We start from the raw sequence: 15,579 nt of genomic DNA, 5'->3' as shown, positions 1-15,579 counted from the left end.
AGGAAAAGCAGATGTCTTATGATGTTGTTGTGATTGGAGCAGGCCCAGGTGGTTATGTTGCAGCGATTAAAGCGGCACAATTAGGTCTTAAAGTTGCGATTGTTGAAAAACGTGCGACATTGGGTGGCACCTGTCTCAATGTTGGTTGTATCCCTTCTAAGGCATTGTTGCATGCTTCGGAGGTATTTGCTGAAACGCAGCATGGTTTTGAAACACTTGGTGTTTCTGTCTCCAAACCTAAGCTTAATCTTAAAAAGATGATGGAGCATAAAGAAACTGTTATAACGGCTAATACAAGTGGTATTTCTTTTTTGATGAAGAAAAATAAAATTGATACTTTTTTTGGTACAGCAAAGATTTTTAATGCGGGTCAAATTGAGATTACTGCTAAAGATGGTAGCCAACAAACAATTGCAACCAAGAATATTGTTATTGCTACAGGTTCAGATAGCTCGAGTATTCCAGGTGTCAATGTTGAAATTGATGAAAAGGTTATTGTATCTTCCACAGGAGCACTTGCGCTTGAGAAAGTTCCAGCACATATGGTTGTTGTGGGTGCAGGTGTTATTGGTTCAGAGCTTGGTTCAGTGTGGAGCCGTTTGGGTGCAAGGGTTACCGTTGTTGAATTTCTTGATAAAGTTTTAGGATCAATGGATGGTGAAGTTTCGCGTCAGTTCCAAAAGTTGATGGAAAAACAAGGAATTGAATATAAACTTGGTGCGAAAGTTAAGGCTGTTACTAAATCTAAGTCGACTACTAAGGTGATTTTTGAACCAGTTAAAGGTGGTACAGAAGAAGTTCTAGAGGCAGATGTTGTTTTGGTTGCAACGGGTCGTCATCCGTATGTTGAGGGTCTTGGTTTAGCAGAGGTAGGTGTTCAGTTAGATGAGCGTGGTTGTGTTGTAACAGATCAGCATTGGCAGACCAATATTCCAGGAATTTATGCAATTGGTGATGTCATTAAAGGTCCGATGTTAGCGCATAAGGCTGAAGAGGAAGGCATTGCTGTGGCTGAAATTTTGGCTGGTCAAAAAGGTCATGTGAATTTTGATGTTATTCCCAGTGTTGTTTATACACAACCAGAGATTGCAAGTGTAGGTAAGACAGAAGAAGAGCTTGAGGCTGCTGGAATTGATTATAATGTTGGGAAATTTCCTTTTATGGCTAATGGACGTGCACGTGCGATGCAAAAAAGTGATGGTTTTGTTAAGATTCTTGCTGATAAGAAGACAGACCGAATATTGGGTGGGCACATTCTCGGATTTGGTGCGGGTGAAATGATTCATGAAGTTGCGGTATTGATGGAATTTGGCGGTTCATCAGAAGATTTGAGCCGTTGTTGTCATGCACATCCCACTTTATCAGAAGCGGTACGAGAAGCAGCTTTAGCAACATTTTCTAAGCCACTTCACACTTAAGAAAAATTTTAAAAAGAATTTTTGTGATGCTGCTTGACAGAGAGCGGCCTGTTTTACAAATTAATCTGTATCTATGGTTTTATTAAAACCGCCTTTAAGAGGGCGGTTTTTTGTTTTTGGTATATTGACGGGTTAAAATTGTAATTTCTTATCTTCTTGTTTTTCTCTTATACAGGTTGGAAGCCCCATATGATCAAGTTGTTTAAGAAAGGGGAGTGGTGGTAATTCTTCTACATTAACCATGGTCTTTACATCCCACGTTCCAGTGGCGATAAGAATGGCAGCAGCTGCTGCGGGTACACCGGCTGTATAGGAAATTCCTTGCGCGCCTGTTTCATTAAAAGCTTGTTTATGATCAGCTATATTATAAATAAAAACTTCTCTTAGAGTTCCATTTTTTATACCTTTAATGAAATTTCCAATACAGGTTTTTCCTGTATAGTTTGGCGCTAAAGAAGCTGGATCAGGTAAGACAGCTTTTACGACTTTCAAAGGAACAACTTCTTGACCTTCTGCTGTTTTAATAACCTGTTCTGATAAAAGCCCAAGATTTTTTAAAACGGTAAAAACAGTAATATAGAGTTCACTAAAACCCATCCAAAAGCGGATATTTTGAACATCGAGATTTTTAGATAATGAGTGAATTTCATCATGCCCTGTCATATAAGCTTTTTGTTTTCCAACAACTGGTAGATCCCATTCATGGTTAATTTCAAACATTTTATTGGAAACCCACTTTTTATTTTGCCATGACCATACTTGTCCTGTAAATTCTCGAAAATTGATTTCTGGATCAAAATTGGTTGCAAACCAACGCCCATGTTTTCCGGCGTTAATATCAATAATATCAATGTCAGAAATTGTATCAAAATAAGTATCACGCGCTAACGCTGCATAAGCATTAACAACACCAGGATCAAAACCTGCACCTAAAATAGCTGTTATACCAGCTTGTTCACATTCTTTACGTCTGGGCCATTCGTAATTGTTGTACCAAGGTGGTGTTTCACAAATTTTTAAAGGATCTTCATGAATTGCGGTATCAATATAAGCGCATTTTGTTTTAATACAGGCTGAAAGAACAGACATATTCAAAAAAGGAGAACCAACATTGATAACAATTTCACATTTAGTTTGTTGGATAAGTTTTACAGTTTCTTCAATGTTCATTGCATTAAGCGTGTGGCTTTTAAGAACATCTGTTACTTTCATTGCTTTTTTATCTTTAATGGAAGTAATTATAGCTTCACATTTTTTGAGTGTTCGTGAAGCGATATGAATTTCTCCAAGTATATCATTGTTTTGGGCGCATTTATGCGCGACAACTTGTGCAACACCGCCGGCACCAATAATGAGAACATTTTTTTTCATTGTAGTTTGTCTCCTTTTTAATATCGCTGCATAATAGTTTTTTGTAATGTTGTTTTGATTATGAAAGACTGTTTTTATAGTCATTATAGTTAAATTGACGTTGAATAGTTAGATTTCCATTGCATTCTTTGATAACAATGGCAGGCATTACAATGCCATTAAACCAGTTTTTCTTAACCATTGTATAGCCTGCGGCATCTTGAAAAGACAGTCTGTCACCTATTTTAAGCCGTTCAGGAAACTGGAATGTTCCAAAGATATCGCCAGCAAGACAGGATTTTCCACAAACCATGATTTCATGTGGTCCTTGATTTGGTTCTAACTTGGCATTTTCACGATAAATAAGAAGATCAAGCATATGTGCTTCGATTGAACTGTCAACAATAGCGAGGCTTTTTTCATTATATAGTGTGTCAAGAACACTAACTTCTAATGTAGTACTTTTTGTGACAGCAGCTTCTCCTGGTTCCAGAAAAACAGTTACATTATAAGTTTGAGAAAGATGTTTTAAACGCTCTGCAAGAGCTTCTAAAGGATAATTATCACCAGTAAAATGAATTCCACCACCAAGGCTAATCCAGTCAATAGCGATGAAGAGTTTTTTAAATTTTTCTTCAATGTAGTTAAGCATTTGATTGAAGAGATTAAAATCAGCATTTTCACAATTATTGTGAATCATTAAACCGTTTATAAGGGGTAAGACTTCCTCGATTGCACTTTGGTTGGTTTCACCCAAACGGCTAAAAGGACGAGAGGGATTTGCAAGATCAAAATTTGATGCACTGATACCTGGATTTAGCCTTAATCCTCGTTGAATAGTTTTGGTAGCATCTGCAAAACGTTGAAGTTGTTGAATTGAATTAAAGATAATTTTATCTGCATAGATGCATACTTCATCAATTTCATCATCTGCCCAAGCAACCGAATAGGCGTGAGTTTCTTTCCCAAATTTTTCTCTTCCTAAGCGTAATTCATAAAGAGATGATGAGGTACTTCCATCCATATATTCAGACATAAAATCAAACACGCTCCATGTTGCAAAACATTTCAAAGCTAGCAAGGTTTTTATTCCCGACATTTCTCGTAAACGAGCAATAATTTCCATATTCTTTATGAGTTTGGATTTATCTATAAGATAATAAGGGGTTTTAATCATTGCTTATCCATTCTCTTTTGAAGAATTTTATTATTCGTGTCGATGTTTAAGTACCTATAGAAATAGGATGTCTCAAGGGAAAAAATATCATAAAAGAAAATCTGTTGTATCTAGTTATAAAAAGACGATCTGTCATCTCATTTTGTTTTAAATTATTTTAAGATTTGTGCTCATGTGCGTAATTTAAGAATTTGTACTATTTTTAAGCTTATATATTTTGTGAGAAGTATTTATGATAACGAAATGCCACTGATTAAGCGTAGAAAATAGCATTGAGATGGGGATGTTTTATTAGATATTTTGCTTGAGAAATTTCAATAGTTACAAAGATATCAGGAAGCTTTAAGAATTTTAGGATTATCGTCATAATCAATGTTGTTATTGTAAATGTGGTGATAAGTGGTAGTATCTTGGAATGGTATTTGTTGTGTTTGCACATCCCCATATCAAATAAGTGCTATTAAAGACGCTTTCAGAGAAGAAAATTATAGTCTTTTAATATATTGATTTGTATTTTGATTGTTTTTATGATCCCAACAATTATAATTATTTATTGTGTTGTCAGCTTTGTAAACAAATGTTTTTTTAAAATCACAAAATGCTAAGACGGTGCGTTGTGTGCAGTTTTCTTTCAAAAGTAATTATTTTCTAAAGAATTTGCGACATTTTTTTAATTTTGTTTAAATTTTATTATCATAATTGTGAAATAAAGAAATTTTTATTTTGCCGATAGCAGAGCGCTTAAGAATAGGGTGGAACTTGGATAATGACAATACGGGAAGCAATGTTGATATTGCTAGTTTTGCTTCCCCTTTGTGGTAGCGTTATCATTAGTTTTTTGGGCTCAACTGCCAAAAATAACGAAGCATGGTTTGCTGGGGTAATAGCATTTTTTAGTCTTCTTTTCACATTGATACTTTATCCAACGGTTTATGGAAATCGTTTGGTCCGCTTAGATATTTTTTGGTTGCCTGAGTGGGGTGTTAATTTAACTCTGCGCATGGATGGTTTATCGTGGCTTTTTTGCCTTTTAATTACAGGGATAGGTCTTCTTGTTGTTGTTTATGCACGTTACTATATGAACCCGACAGATCCTGTTCCACGGTTTTTTTCTTTTTTTCTAGCTTTTATGGGATCTATGACAGGAGTAATTTTATCAGGAAATCTCGTCTTTTTAGTCATTTTCTGGGAATTAACCAGTATTTTTTCTTTTTTATTGATTGGTTATTGGTATCATAATGCTAGCGCGCGTGATGGAGCACGTATGGCTTTAATAGTCACGGGTTTTGGAGGTTTTGCGCTACTTTTGGGAGTTTTGCTCATTGGTCATATTGTTGGCAGTTTTGATTTAGATGAGGTGTTGCGATCTGGGGATCTCATTCGGTCAAATTCTCTTTATATACCCGTGCTTATTTGTATTTTATTGGGGACATTAACAAAGAGTGCACAGTTTCCTTTTCATTTTTGGCTACCAAATGCCATGGCTGCTCCAACGCCTGTATCGTCTTATTTGCATTCGGCAACAATGGTAAAAGCTGGGTTATTTTTGCTTATTCGTTTATGGCCAGTTTTATCGGGAACAGAATCTTGGTTTTTTCTGATAGGCTTTTCAGGATTAACGACATTGCTTCTTGGGGCTTATTTTTCAATGTTTCAGAAGGATTTAAAAGGTCTTCTTGCTTATTCAACCATTAGTCATCTTGGTTTAATTACAACACTTTTAAGTCTTGGTAGTCCACTTGCATGTGTTGCGGCAATTTTTCATATTGTTAATCATGCTACCTTTAAAGCGTCTTTATTTATGGCAGCCGGTATTGTTGACCATGAAACAGGAACGCGTGATATGCGTAAATTAACAGGTCTTTTTCGTTATATGCCTATTACGGGAACTCTTGCTTTGGTTGCGAGTGCGGCGATGGCAGGTGTTCCTTTATTGAATGGTTTTTTATCAAAAGAGATGTTTTTTGCTGAAGCGGTTGAAACGCATATGGAGTCGTGGTTGGATTGGATTGCACCTTACGTAGCAACACTTGCTAGCTTGTTTAGTGTGACCTATTCTGTGCGTTTTATTCATGGTGTTTTTTTGGGGCCAAAACCTATCAATCTACCTAAAATACCACATGAACCACCACGTTTTATGCGTTTTCCAATAGAATTTTTGGTTTTTATTTGTTTGGCAGTTGGTATTTTTCCCAGCTTAACAATGGGATTTATCTTGGATAATGCTGTTATAGCTGTTTTAGGGCCTGCGACAGTTTCTTATAGTTTAGCTGTTTGGCATGGTTTTAATACCCCTTTAATGATGAGTTTTGTCGCTTTATCGGGAGGGGTTCTGCTTTATATTTTAGGGCGTCATTATTTTCTATCTTGTGGTGAAGGCCCTCCTTTTTTTCGTTATTTAAAGAAGCAGCGCATTTTTAAACGAATTCTTATAATGATTTCTTGGAAATGGGCGCGCGCGGCAGAAGCGTTTTTGTCAACACGTCGTTTACAAATTCAATTGCATTGGGTGCTTTTGGTTTGTTTTGTGTTCATTGGCTTTTTACTGTGGCATGATGGTTTGATTTCAGCTGGTCCATTGTCACTTTTTCCACTTGATTTACCCTTCATAGCAATTTGGTTAATTGGTGGGGTTTGTGCATTTTTGGTTGCTTTGTATGCAAAGTTTCATCGTTTTGCTTCATTAATGTTTTTGGGGGGCGCTGGTTTGATGACTTGTGCGTCTTTTTTATGGCTTTCTGCGCCTGATTTGGCACTGACACAATTGGTTGTTGAAGTTGTGACGGCAATTCTTTTACTTCTTGGTTTGCGGTGGTTGCCTAAGCGTTTATATGATCCTGCTCCACTACCTGTTGGCTTCGTTGTGCGCTTGCGTCGTATAAGTGATTTTATTATAGCGTTTGTGGGAGGAGCAGGTATGGCGTGGTTATCATTTGCGATGATGACGCGTCCTCAAGGGGTAACAATTTCTGATTTTTTTCTTACTCACGCTTATTCTGATGCTGGTGGTCGCAATGTTGTGAATGTGTTATTGGTTGATTTGCGTGGCTTTGATACAATGGGGGAAATTGTCGTTTTGGGTATCGTTTCGCTCACGGTTTTTGCTCTTTTGCGGCGTTTTCGCCCTGCTCCTGAAAGTATTGATGCGCCTTTTCAACAACGCATTCAAACAGCTTTTGATGCAGCGCAACCTGATCGTGAAGTTGGAGATACTTTATCGGATTATTTAACTATTCCTTCTGTTATTATGTGTTGGCTTTTTCCTGTTATTATCGCTATTGCGGTTTATTTATTAATGCGTGGACATGATTTTCCAGGAGGTGGGTTTGCTGGTGGTATTACTTTAGCAGTGGGATTTATTCTACAGTATCTTGCTACTAATATTCGCTGGGTAGAAAGCCATTTACGTGTTTTACCTGTACGTTGGATTGGTTTTGGTTTATTATTGTCAGTGGCAACGGGGGCAAGTTCCTGGTTTTTCGAATATCCTTTTTTAACATCCTTTTTTCAATATACTAAGCTACCTTTAATTGGAAACATTCCAGTGGCATCTGCTTTGTTGTTTGATTTTGGGGTATTTTCTGTAGTTTTGGGAGCGAGTGTTCTTATTTTAATTGCGCTTGCACATCAATCAATTCGCTTTTACCGAATTAGCAAGAAATCTATTGCAAAGAAAAAGGAAAGTTAATGGAAGTTGTTCTTTCTTTAGGTATTGGTATTTTTATTGGATCTGGCATTTGGCTTCTTTTACGTCCACGAACTTTTCAAGTTATTCTTGGTTTGTCGTTGCTTTCTTATGGGGTTAATCTTTTTATATTTTCAATGAGCAGGCCACGCAACAATGCCGCACCTATTGTTGACCCTTCTGTTGTGATTAATCCAGCAAATTATGTTGATCCTCTGCCTCAGGCTTTAGTTTTGACGGCAATTGTAATTGGTTTTGCAACGACGGCTTTATTTTTAGTCATTCTTTTGGTTTCACGCGGTTTAACAAATTCAGACCATGTTGATGGGCGTGAGGTAAGATGACAGAAATTTGGCTAAATCATTTACTTATTTTACCTATTCTTGTGCCATTAACTGTTGGGGCAATTCTTCTATTTTATGATGAACGTCGTTCAAAACTTAAGTCACACATTAGCCTTTTTTCTGCAGGTTTATTGGTTGTTGTTTCTATTATTTTGCTTATACGTACTCTTGAAATGACTCCAGTTTCAGGTGTGTATCGGCTTGGTAATTGGCCTTCTCCTTTCGGTATTATTTTGGTTCTTGATCGCTTAAGTGCTATGATGCTTTTACTTTCAAGCGTGTTGATTTCTGGCGGTTTGATTTTTTCGCAAGCTTATTGGTATAAAGCAGGTTCCCATTTTCAGTCGTTGATGCAATTTTTGATGGTGGGGATAAATGGCGCTTTTTTAACGGGTGATTTATTCAATTTATTTGTATTTTTTGAAGTTATGTTAACTGCCTCTTATGGGCTTGCGTTGCACGGTTTGGGTCAATCACGGGTGCGTGCAGGTATGCATTATGTGGTCATTAACCTTGTTGCTTCATTGTTTTTCTTAATTGGTGCAGCGCTCATTTATGGGATTGTTGGTACACTGAATATGGCTGATTTAGCTATCAAGATAAAACATATAACTGATGAGGATATTGTTTTATTTAAAGTAGGTGCAACCTTTTTAGGTATTGCATTTTTGCTCAAAGCTGGTATGTGGCCACTTAATTTTTGGTTGGTGCCAGCTTATAGTATAGTAGCGGCGCCTGTTGGTGCTTCTTTTGTGATTTTAAGCAAAGTGGGTATTTATGTTATTTTACGGTTAACGCTGTTGTGGTTTAGAGCTGAAAGCGAATATTTAACTCATTTTGGTCATACGGTTTTATTTTATGGTGGGCTTGCCACGCTGACTTTTGGTGTTATTGGCGTATTAGGTAGTCAAGTTTTAGGACGTTTAGCATCTTATAGTATTCTTGTATCTTCTGGTACAGTGTTAACGGCGATTGGCACAGGTAATGTGGCACTAACTACGGGGATACTTTTTTATATTGTTTCTTCGACTTTGGCGCTTGGGGTTTTTTTTCTTTTGGTTGAATTGATTGAGCGCAGTCGAGATATGGCTACCAATGTTTTAGCTGTTACGCTGGAAATGTATGGTGAGGATGAAGAAGAGCAAGAAGATGAAATTGGTACTTATTTGCCAGTAACCTTAGCTGTTCTTGGAGCTTGTTTTAGTATCTGTGCAATTTTGATTATTGGATTGCCTCCTTTTTCTGGTTTTGTTGCAAAATTTATGATGCTTACAGCCATTTTAAATGCAAACGAGGGAAATTTTTCTACTTACGTACCAGTTTTACGTGATTGGTTTTTTATAGTTTTTGTTATTCTATCTAGTTTTGCAACTTTGGTCGCAATGATACGCATGGGCATTCGAACTTTTTGGGTTTCTTTCGAAGGCAAAGTCCCACCTATACAAGTGATCGAATTTGCACCTATCGCTGTTCTTTTTTCTTTATGTTTTATTATGACGATTATAGCTAGCCCTGTGAGTCATTATATGTCTGAAACTGCTAAAACTTTGCATGATCCTAAAAATTATATTGAGAGTGTTTTATTTAATTTTTCTCTCAAAAAAACCGAGAGGAATCAATGAAACGCTTTTTTCCTCATCCTTTCCTAAATAGTGCGATTGTTTTTATGTGGCTTATTTTAAACGGTTTTACTTTAGGCCAGCTCCTTTTAGGAAGTATAATCTCTTTGTTTGGTGGTTGGATGATTCAGCTGCTTGAGCCGGAAAAAATCACAATTAAAAATTGGAATGCGGTTTTCCGGTTAGCTTTTCGAGTATTTATAGATTCTATTTGTGCAAATATTATGATGGCTTGGTTTATTTTAACAAAAAAACGCAAAGAACAACACTCAGGTTTTATTATTGTGCCTCTTGCACTTAAGAGCCGTACGGCTTTAGCTGTTTTGGCATGTATTTTTTCGGCAATTCCGGGTACTGTTTGGATTGCGTATAACAGCAAAAATAGTGAACTTTTAGTTCATGTGCTTAATTTAACGGATGGAAATGATTACCAAAAGTTGATCAAACAACGATATGAGCAATTACTTTTGGAGATTTTCTAATGAGTATGGTAATCCTTTATTGGGGAATTTTCCTCTCACAGATTTTCTTAAGTTTAGCAATGATTTTAGCGTTTTTTCGATTAATTTATGGTCCAAGGGCGCAAGATCGGGTTGTGGGATTAGATACTCTTTATATGACGACTGTTCTATTATTTCTTATATTTGATATTCGTTCAGGGACAAATATTTATTTTGATGTTGCTCTTATGATTGGTTTTTTAGGTCCTATCTCAAGTGTTGCTTTAGCAAAATTTTTGATGCGTGGAGAAATTATTGAATGAAAGATGATGTTTCACTTTGGATTGCCATTATTATTACTATTTTTTTAGTGCTGGGATCGGGGCTTACACTTATTGGAGCAATAGGACTTATGCGTTTTTCTTGCTTTTATGAACGTCTTCATATGCCTTCATTGGGTGCAAGTTTGGGAACTGGAAGCATTGTTATTGCTGCAATCCTTTATGCAATATTTGTGGATGGTTATTTTGTTGTGCATGACGCTTTGCTGGTAATTTTTACTCTTGTAACAATACCTGTTACTACTATGCTTCTCTCACAGGCCGCAGCTCACCGAGACCACTCACAAGATTGGCTGCAAAAGCCGCCAACCTTTTTATTAAATCAGACAGAAGAAAAGCTGCCTACATTAGAAGATCAAACATCGCATTAAACCATGTGACTTTTAATCTAAAACCTATTTTATTTTGTGTTTCTTTCTTCTTCACACATAATAGGTTTTTCCTCATTAGGGTCATTAATAAGGTCATAAAGTGTGGCTTCATTTTTAGTTGTCCACCAAATATATTGGGCTCCCGCATATTTTGAACCTGAAGCTGAGATTACATTTGCTCCAACAATGCGTTCATCTTTCCATGTGAAATCGACTAATGAAATATTACCAGCATTAAGATAAGTAACTTCAATGCGCTCTTTATTGGTTTGTGTGCCACATTGATAGGCAATTGTCTCTTTAGTGGGGTTTGAATTGCTTGGTACTTCAATGACCAAAGAGCTAGAAAAGATGTTGGTTTTACTGAACAAGAAACAAAAAATAACAAAAGCTCCTAAAGCAAAAAGTCCTAAAATAAATAGAGTTTTTTTCATGACGCTTTCCTTCTTATTTATGTAATAACTTTAATTAATGAAATGGTGTCTACGGCGGGATTCGAACCCACGACCCCAGGATTCATACCACTTCGATTTTCATCGCCAGTCTTCGTTATTGTAAGCTGTTTGTGGTCTGGACTGTCTCTTCACCTTGAAGGATACACTTTTTAGGTGCTACCCGTTCAGTCTCTACACCTTCCTTGTTTCCTTTAAAACAGGCTTGGCTCGGGATTGGCATACAGTCTCCTGTGAAGCTTTCCCCGAATTTGAGCAGATCCACTTCAAGGATTTCTCCTCAAAGCGCCCAATTCATTTAGGAATCCTGTGCTCTATCCTACTGAGCTACGCAGACTCAAATCACCTATATTCTTTTAACTAAAGTATAAAAATTAATCAATTAATAAATAGAAGTTAATCAGTTTTCACTAATTTTTGTTCCAGAAAGGTCAAGACTGCATTTGGTGAAACATTTTTAGCGATAAATGATTGGCCTAGTGCGCGTGTTAGGATAAAGGTTAAATTATTTTGCGAAACTTTTTTATCTTGGGTAATAAAGGTCATAAGTGTTTCAGCATTTGGAAGTTTGCCAGGGATATCTTGTAATTGTGTTGGTAAACCAACGGTTTTAAAATGTGTTTCAATACGTTGCGTCACTGTGGGGCTGATTAAATTTAATTGTTCAGAAAATTGGTGGGCTAAAATTATTCCAATAGCTACAGCTTCACCATGGATTAAACGGTTTGAATCATAAGCGGTTGCTGTTTCAAGCATATGTCCAAATGTATGACCAAGGTTTAGTAATGCACGTTGGCCCGTTTCATATTCATCGTGAACTATAATATCAGCCTTAAATTGACATGAGCGGGCAATGGCTTCTATTTGTATTGGACCCGTAGAAAAGACTTTTTGCCAGTTTTTTTCAAGCCATTCAAAAAAATGAGGTTGATTAATGAGGCCATATTTAGCCATTTCTGCATAACCTGCGCGAAATTCACGTGAAGGTAATGTATTAAGGACATCAGTGTCAGCAATAACGCATTGGGGTTGATAAAAGGTACCAATGAGATTCTTGCCATAAAGACTATTGATTCCAGTTTTTCCACCAACAGATGAATCAATTTGTGCTAGAAGTGTTGTAGGCATTTGAATAAAATGCATACCTCGGCGTATAATGCTTGCAGCAAATCCTGCAAGATCACCAATGACACCACCTCCAAAAGCAATAATGCTATCGCCTCTTTCTAAACGAGCAGCAAGAATTTTATCGATCACATTTTGCAAAATTGAGAACGATTTTGATTGTTCTCCTGCTTCTACGATAATAGGGATAATACAGATTTTATTTTCTGCTAATTTTGCCTGCAATGTGTCTAAATGAAAAGCAGCGACATTTTTATCTGTAACGATAGCTAAACGTGTTTGATAAGAACTCTTTTGATGCAAATAATGCTTAATCTTTAAAGCTGCTTGTGCAATCAAACCTGAGCCAATAACAACATCATAACAGTGTTTGTTCAGTTTAACAGTAACGATTTTGGTTTGCATGCTTTTTATCTTTATCGTTATTTCGTGGACAAATAGCGTTGTACAGACCGTATCACATTGTGTGCTACTATATGACAATATTCTGCATGGTTATTAATTGTTAAGTTTGCTTGTGCATAAATAGGGTAGCGCTGTTCCATGAGTTTTTGCATCGTTTCTTTAGGATTTGCTGTTTGAAGCAATGGTCTCGCACCCCCCCATAAAATGCGCTTTATGAGAACGTGAAGATCTGCTTTAAGCCATATGGATATACCATTTTGATGAATAGCTTTTCGGATGTCTTCGTTCATATAAGCACCCCCACCTGTCGCCAAAATAAGAGGACCTTTTTTGATGATATTTAGAATAACTTGCTGTTCAAGAGCGCGAAATTTTGATTCACCATACATTTCAAATAATTGGGTAATTGTCATTTGCGCAGCTTTTTCGACTTCTTGATCGGAATCATAAAATGGTAAATTGAGCATAGTGGCGACATGTTTTCCAATAACGGATTTTCCTGAACCCATGAGACCAACAAATACAAGTGCTTTTTGGTTAAGATGTGATAGTAGCTGGTTTTTTATTTGTGTTATTGGAATATTTTGAGGCTGTTTATTTTCCATGATTTTTTTCGGCATTTATCTGCTTTAAAATCAATTTCTGTTAATCTTTGTCAGGCATGATAAACATTAGGTAATGTTTTTAGGATAATTTATTTATGCCAATATTAACCCGGTTTTTGATAAGTTTCTTCCATTGTAATCGGCTTTTTTCAATCTTATGGTAGTGTTTGTTTTGGATTGAATTCATAACAAAAAATATGCATAGCAATGTTTTTTAATTTATGTAATGTGTTTTTGAAAGCAGATCCATGAAAAGTAGTGTTGTGATAGATCGTTTTCTTGAAATGATGAGTGCTGAACGAGGGGCTTGTTTCCATACACTTGCAGCTTATCAGCATGATTTACAATGGGCACATGAGCAATTGTGTTCACGCTCTGTTTCACTTTTTTCGGCACAAAGAGAAGATTTAATTAGTCTTTTGTCATTTATGCATACTGCTGGTTTTGCAGCTACTTCACAAGCACGTCGTTTATCGACTTTGCGTCAGTTTTATCAATTTCTTTATGCTGAAGGATTAAGGACAGATGATCCTTCTCATGATATTGATACGCCTCGTCAAAGACGTCTTTTGCCAAAAACTATAAGTGAAAATATGGTGACAAAGTTACTTGATCGTGCGCAACTAGAAGTAGATCAAGCAGATCATGGATCGAAAGATCATCTGCGCGCGTTGCGTCTTCAAGTATTGGTTGAAATGCTTTATGCAACAGGATTACGTATTAGTGAGTTGGTGAGTCTTCCGGTTCAAGCAGTACGGGGAAAGGAGCAATTTATTGTTGTTCGTGGTAAGGGAGAAAAAGAACGTATGGTCCTCTTATCAGCTAAGGCGTGCCAAGTTATTTCTCAGTGGTTGGTGTTGCGTGATCAAGGTAAAGATGCGGCAAACTTTTATCTTTTTCCTGCTCGCTCATCAACAGGATATATTGCCCGCCAGTTTGTTGCACGAGGATTAAAAGATCTCGCTACAAGAGCAGGGGTGAAAAGCAGCAGCTTTTCTCCCCATGTGTTGCGCCATGCTTTTGCTAGTCATCTTTTGCAAAATGGTGCTGATTTACGTGTGGTTCAGAATTTATTAGGGCATTGTGATATTTCTACTACTCAGATTTATACACATGTATTGGAAGAAAGGCTGTATTGTTTGGTTAATGAGAATCACCCACTTGCCGATCAGCATAAGGCCGGGTAAACAGGGAGTAATATTTTGAAGAATATTTTAAAAATAAATTATAGATATATAACTTATATATAAGTAAGTTAGAGACAATGTATAATTATCTTGATTTTGAAAAACCTGTTGCTGATTTAGATGTGCAAATTCTTGAATTGAAAAAGATTGCTCAAGAAAAGGGTAGTCTTGATATGAAAGATGAGATTGCGCGTCTTGAGATGCGTTCTCAAATAGCTTTGCGCGATCTTTATAAAAAATTATCACCGTGGCAAAAAACACAAGTGGCACGCCATCCTAATCGACCTCATTTTATGGATTATTCGTCATATTTGTTGAGTGATGTTACACCTTTGGCCGGCGATCGTAAATTTGCTGAAGATGAGGCTATTCAGGCTGGTTTTGCGCGCTTTAAAGGTGAGGCAGTCGCTTATATAGGTCAAGAAAAAGGCCATGATACACAAACGCGTTTGCGCCATAATTTTGGTTCTGCTCGCCCGGAGGGTTATCGCAAAGCTGTGCGCATCATGGAAATGGCTGACCGTTTTGACTTGCCATTGTTAACTTTTGTCGATACAGCGGGTGCTTATCCGGGTGTGAGTGCTGAAGAACGTGGACAAGCAGAGGCAATTGCACAGTCAACAGCGGCAACTTTACGTCTGCGCGTTCCAGTTGTTTCGGTCATTATTGGAGAAGGTGGTTCTGGAGGGGCGATAGCGATCGCTGCAGCTAATAAGGTGTATATGTTGGAGCATTCGATTTATTCAGTTATTTCACCAGAAGGGGCAGCTTCTATTTTATGGCGTGATTCAACTCGTGCGAAAGATGCGGCAACCAATATGCATATTACTGCTCAAGATCTTTATAAGCTAAAGGTTATTGATGGCATTATTCCTGAGCCTTTGGGGGGAGCACATCGAGGGAAGGAAAATGTTATGGAAACGACAGGCAATATTATTTCTATTGCTTTACAGTCTATGGCGGGTAAGGATGGTGAAACTATAAAGCAGGAGCGTTGGGAAAAATATCTTCAAATTGGGCGTTCTTTGGCTTAATTGAAGCAGTTTGTGTGAGATTTTAT

The 15,579-nt window shown here is 37.1% G+C and carries 14 protein-coding genes and 1 pseudogene; 9 read left to right on the top strand and 6 right to left on the bottom strand.

From position 1 onward, the window contains the following. The first annotated feature begins 11 nt into the window (after positions 1-11). Positions 12-1,418, top strand: a complete 1,407-nt coding sequence (gene lpdA, locus BBBE_RS06995; RefSeq protein ID WP_010701812.1) for a dihydrolipoyl dehydrogenase — start codon at positions 12-14, stop codon at positions 1,416-1,418. Between the two features lie 132 nt (positions 1,419-1,550). Here the strand turns inward: lpdA and BBBE_RS06990 are convergent, their stop codons facing one another. Both BBBE_RS06990 and BBBE_RS06985 read right to left on the bottom strand, forming a co-directional pair. Next, entirely contained in the window at positions 1,551-2,789 is a 1,239-nt protein-coding gene (locus BBBE_RS06990) for a saccharopine dehydrogenase family protein (RefSeq protein WP_010701811.1), read from the bottom strand. A 58-nt stretch (positions 2,790-2,847) separates the two neighbouring features. Continuing rightward, a complete protein-coding gene (locus BBBE_RS06985; RefSeq protein ID WP_010701810.1) occupies positions 2,848-3,945 on the bottom strand; it encodes a carboxynorspermidine decarboxylase in 1,098 nt (365 codons plus the stop codon). A 766-nt stretch (positions 3,946-4,711) separates the two neighbouring features. On the opposite strand from BBBE_RS06985, the gene BBBE_RS06980 reads away from it, so the two are divergent. From BBBE_RS06980 to mnhG, 6 genes are read left to right on the top strand one after another with little or no spacing between them, the layout of a single operon-like run. Further along, positions 4,712-7,633: a monovalent cation/H+ antiporter subunit A gene (locus BBBE_RS06980; protein WP_010701809.1), complete on the top strand. Its 2,922-nt coding sequence runs from the start codon at positions 4,712-4,714 to the stop codon at positions 7,631-7,633. Further along, positions 7,633-7,974, top strand: a complete 342-nt coding sequence (locus BBBE_RS06975; protein WP_010701808.1) for a Na+/H+ antiporter subunit C — start codon at positions 7,633-7,635, stop codon at positions 7,972-7,974. The genes BBBE_RS06980 and BBBE_RS06975 overlap by 1 nt, the downstream gene beginning before the upstream one ends. Further along, the gene (locus tag BBBE_RS06970; protein WP_010701807.1) at positions 7,971-9,596 is read left to right on the top strand and encodes a monovalent cation/H+ antiporter subunit D; all 1,626 of its coding nucleotides are present in this window, start codon (positions 7,971-7,973) and stop codon (positions 9,594-9,596) included. The genes BBBE_RS06975 and BBBE_RS06970 overlap by 4 nt, the downstream gene beginning before the upstream one ends. After that, entirely contained in the window at positions 9,593-10,075 is a 483-nt protein-coding gene (locus BBBE_RS06965; RefSeq protein WP_010701806.1) for a Na+/H+ antiporter subunit E, read from the top strand. The genes BBBE_RS06970 and BBBE_RS06965 overlap by 4 nt, the downstream gene beginning before the upstream one ends. Continuing rightward, a complete protein-coding gene (locus tag BBBE_RS06960) occupies positions 10,075-10,356 on the top strand; it encodes a K+/H+ antiporter subunit F (protein WP_010701805.1) in 282 nt (93 codons plus the stop codon). Before BBBE_RS06965 ends, BBBE_RS06960 begins: the two co-directional genes overlap by 1 nt. Next, positions 10,353-10,745, top strand: coding sequence for a monovalent cation/H(+) antiporter subunit G (gene mnhG, locus BBBE_RS06955; protein WP_010701804.1), 393 nt, complete (start codon positions 10,353-10,355; stop codon positions 10,743-10,745). Before BBBE_RS06960 ends, mnhG begins: the two co-directional genes overlap by 4 nt. 29 nt (positions 10,746-10,774) lie before the next feature. Here the strand turns inward: mnhG and BBBE_RS06950 are convergent, their stop codons facing one another. From BBBE_RS06950 to BBBE_RS06940, 4 genes and pseudogenes are all read right to left on the bottom strand, one after another. Next, positions 10,775-11,179 carry an MliC family protein gene (locus BBBE_RS06950; RefSeq protein ID WP_010701803.1) on the bottom strand — a complete coding sequence of 135 codons (405 nt, stop codon included), beginning with the start codon at positions 11,177-11,179 and terminating at the stop codon, positions 10,775-10,777. 115 nt (positions 11,180-11,294) lie between these two features. Then, positions 11,295-11,420 carry a hypothetical protein gene (locus BBBE_RS07605; protein WP_022708807.1) on the bottom strand — a complete coding sequence of 42 codons (126 nt, stop codon included), beginning with the start codon at positions 11,418-11,420 and terminating at the stop codon, positions 11,295-11,297. Between the two features lie 173 nt (positions 11,421-11,593). After that, on the bottom strand, positions 11,594-12,727 hold the full coding sequence (aroB, locus tag BBBE_RS06945) for a 3-dehydroquinate synthase (RefSeq protein WP_010701802.1): 1,134 nt from the start codon (positions 12,725-12,727) through the stop codon (positions 11,594-11,596). Further along, positions 12,702-13,332: pseudogene (locus tag BBBE_RS06940) on the bottom strand (shikimate kinase). Before BBBE_RS06940 ends, aroB begins: the two are co-directional and overlap by 26 nt. Positions 13,333-13,580: 248 nt before the next feature. On the opposite strand from BBBE_RS06940, the gene BBBE_RS06935 reads away from it, so the two are divergent. Beyond that, positions 13,581-14,519, top strand: a complete 939-nt coding sequence (locus tag BBBE_RS06935; RefSeq protein WP_010701800.1) for a site-specific tyrosine recombinase XerD — start codon at positions 13,581-13,583, stop codon at positions 14,517-14,519. Positions 14,520-14,596: 77 nt separating this feature from the next. Then, the gene (locus BBBE_RS06930) at positions 14,597-15,553 is read left to right on the top strand and encodes an acetyl-CoA carboxylase carboxyltransferase subunit alpha (protein ID WP_010701799.1); all 957 of its coding nucleotides are present in this window, start codon (positions 14,597-14,599) and stop codon (positions 15,551-15,553) included. The last annotated feature ends 26 nt before the right edge of the window (positions 15,554-15,579 follow it).

This window comes from Bartonella bovis 91-4 (assembly GCF_000384965.1).
In the GTDB taxonomy this organism is placed as follows: Bacteria; Pseudomonadota; Alphaproteobacteria; order Rhizobiales; family Rhizobiaceae; genus Bartonella; species Bartonella bovis.
Note: the sequence above shows the minus strand (reverse complement) of the source record. Positions and strands in the feature narration are given on the sequence as shown.

Bases quoted from the DNA above. Each gene is read 5' to 3' on its own strand.
- BBBE_RS06980 (WP_010701809.1), top strand. From the start codon at position 4,712: ATGACAATACGGGAAGCAATGTTGATATTGCTAGTTTTGCTTCCCCTT.
- aroB (WP_010701802.1), bottom strand. From the start codon at position 12,727: ATGCAAACCAAAATCGTTACTGTTAAACTGAACAAACACTGTTATGAT.
- BBBE_RS06935 (WP_010701800.1), top strand. From the start codon at position 13,581: ATGAAAAGTAGTGTTGTGATAGATCGTTTTCTTGAAATGATGAGTGCT.
- BBBE_RS06965 (WP_010701806.1), top strand. From the start codon at position 9,593: ATGAAACGCTTTTTTCCTCATCCTTTCCTAAATAGTGCGATTGTTTTT.
- lpdA (WP_010701812.1), top strand. From the start codon at position 12: ATGTCTTATGATGTTGTTGTGATTGGAGCAGGCCCAGGTGGTTATGTT.
- BBBE_RS06970 (WP_010701807.1), top strand. From the start codon at position 7,971: ATGACAGAAATTTGGCTAAATCATTTACTTATTTTACCTATTCTTGTG.
- BBBE_RS06950 (WP_010701803.1), bottom strand. From the start codon at position 11,179: ATGAAAAAAACTCTATTTATTTTAGGACTTTTTGCTTTAGGAGCTTTT.
- BBBE_RS06985 (WP_010701810.1), bottom strand. From the start codon at position 3,945: ATGATTAAAACCCCTTATTATCTTATAGATAAATCCAAACTCATAAAG.
- BBBE_RS07605 (WP_022708807.1), bottom strand. From the start codon at position 11,420: ATGCCAATCCCGAGCCAAGCCTGTTTTAAAGGAAACAAGGAAGGTGTA.
- mnhG (WP_010701804.1), top strand. From the start codon at position 10,353: ATGAAAGATGATGTTTCACTTTGGATTGCCATTATTATTACTATTTTT.
- BBBE_RS06960 (WP_010701805.1), top strand. From the start codon at position 10,075: ATGAGTATGGTAATCCTTTATTGGGGAATTTTCCTCTCACAGATTTTC.
- BBBE_RS06990 (WP_010701811.1), bottom strand. From the start codon at position 2,789: ATGAAAAAAAATGTTCTCATTATTGGTGCCGGCGGTGTTGCACAAGTT.
- BBBE_RS06975 (WP_010701808.1), top strand. From the start codon at position 7,633: ATGGAAGTTGTTCTTTCTTTAGGTATTGGTATTTTTATTGGATCTGGC.
- BBBE_RS06930 (WP_010701799.1), top strand. From the start codon at position 14,597: ATGTATAATTATCTTGATTTTGAAAAACCTGTTGCTGATTTAGATGTG.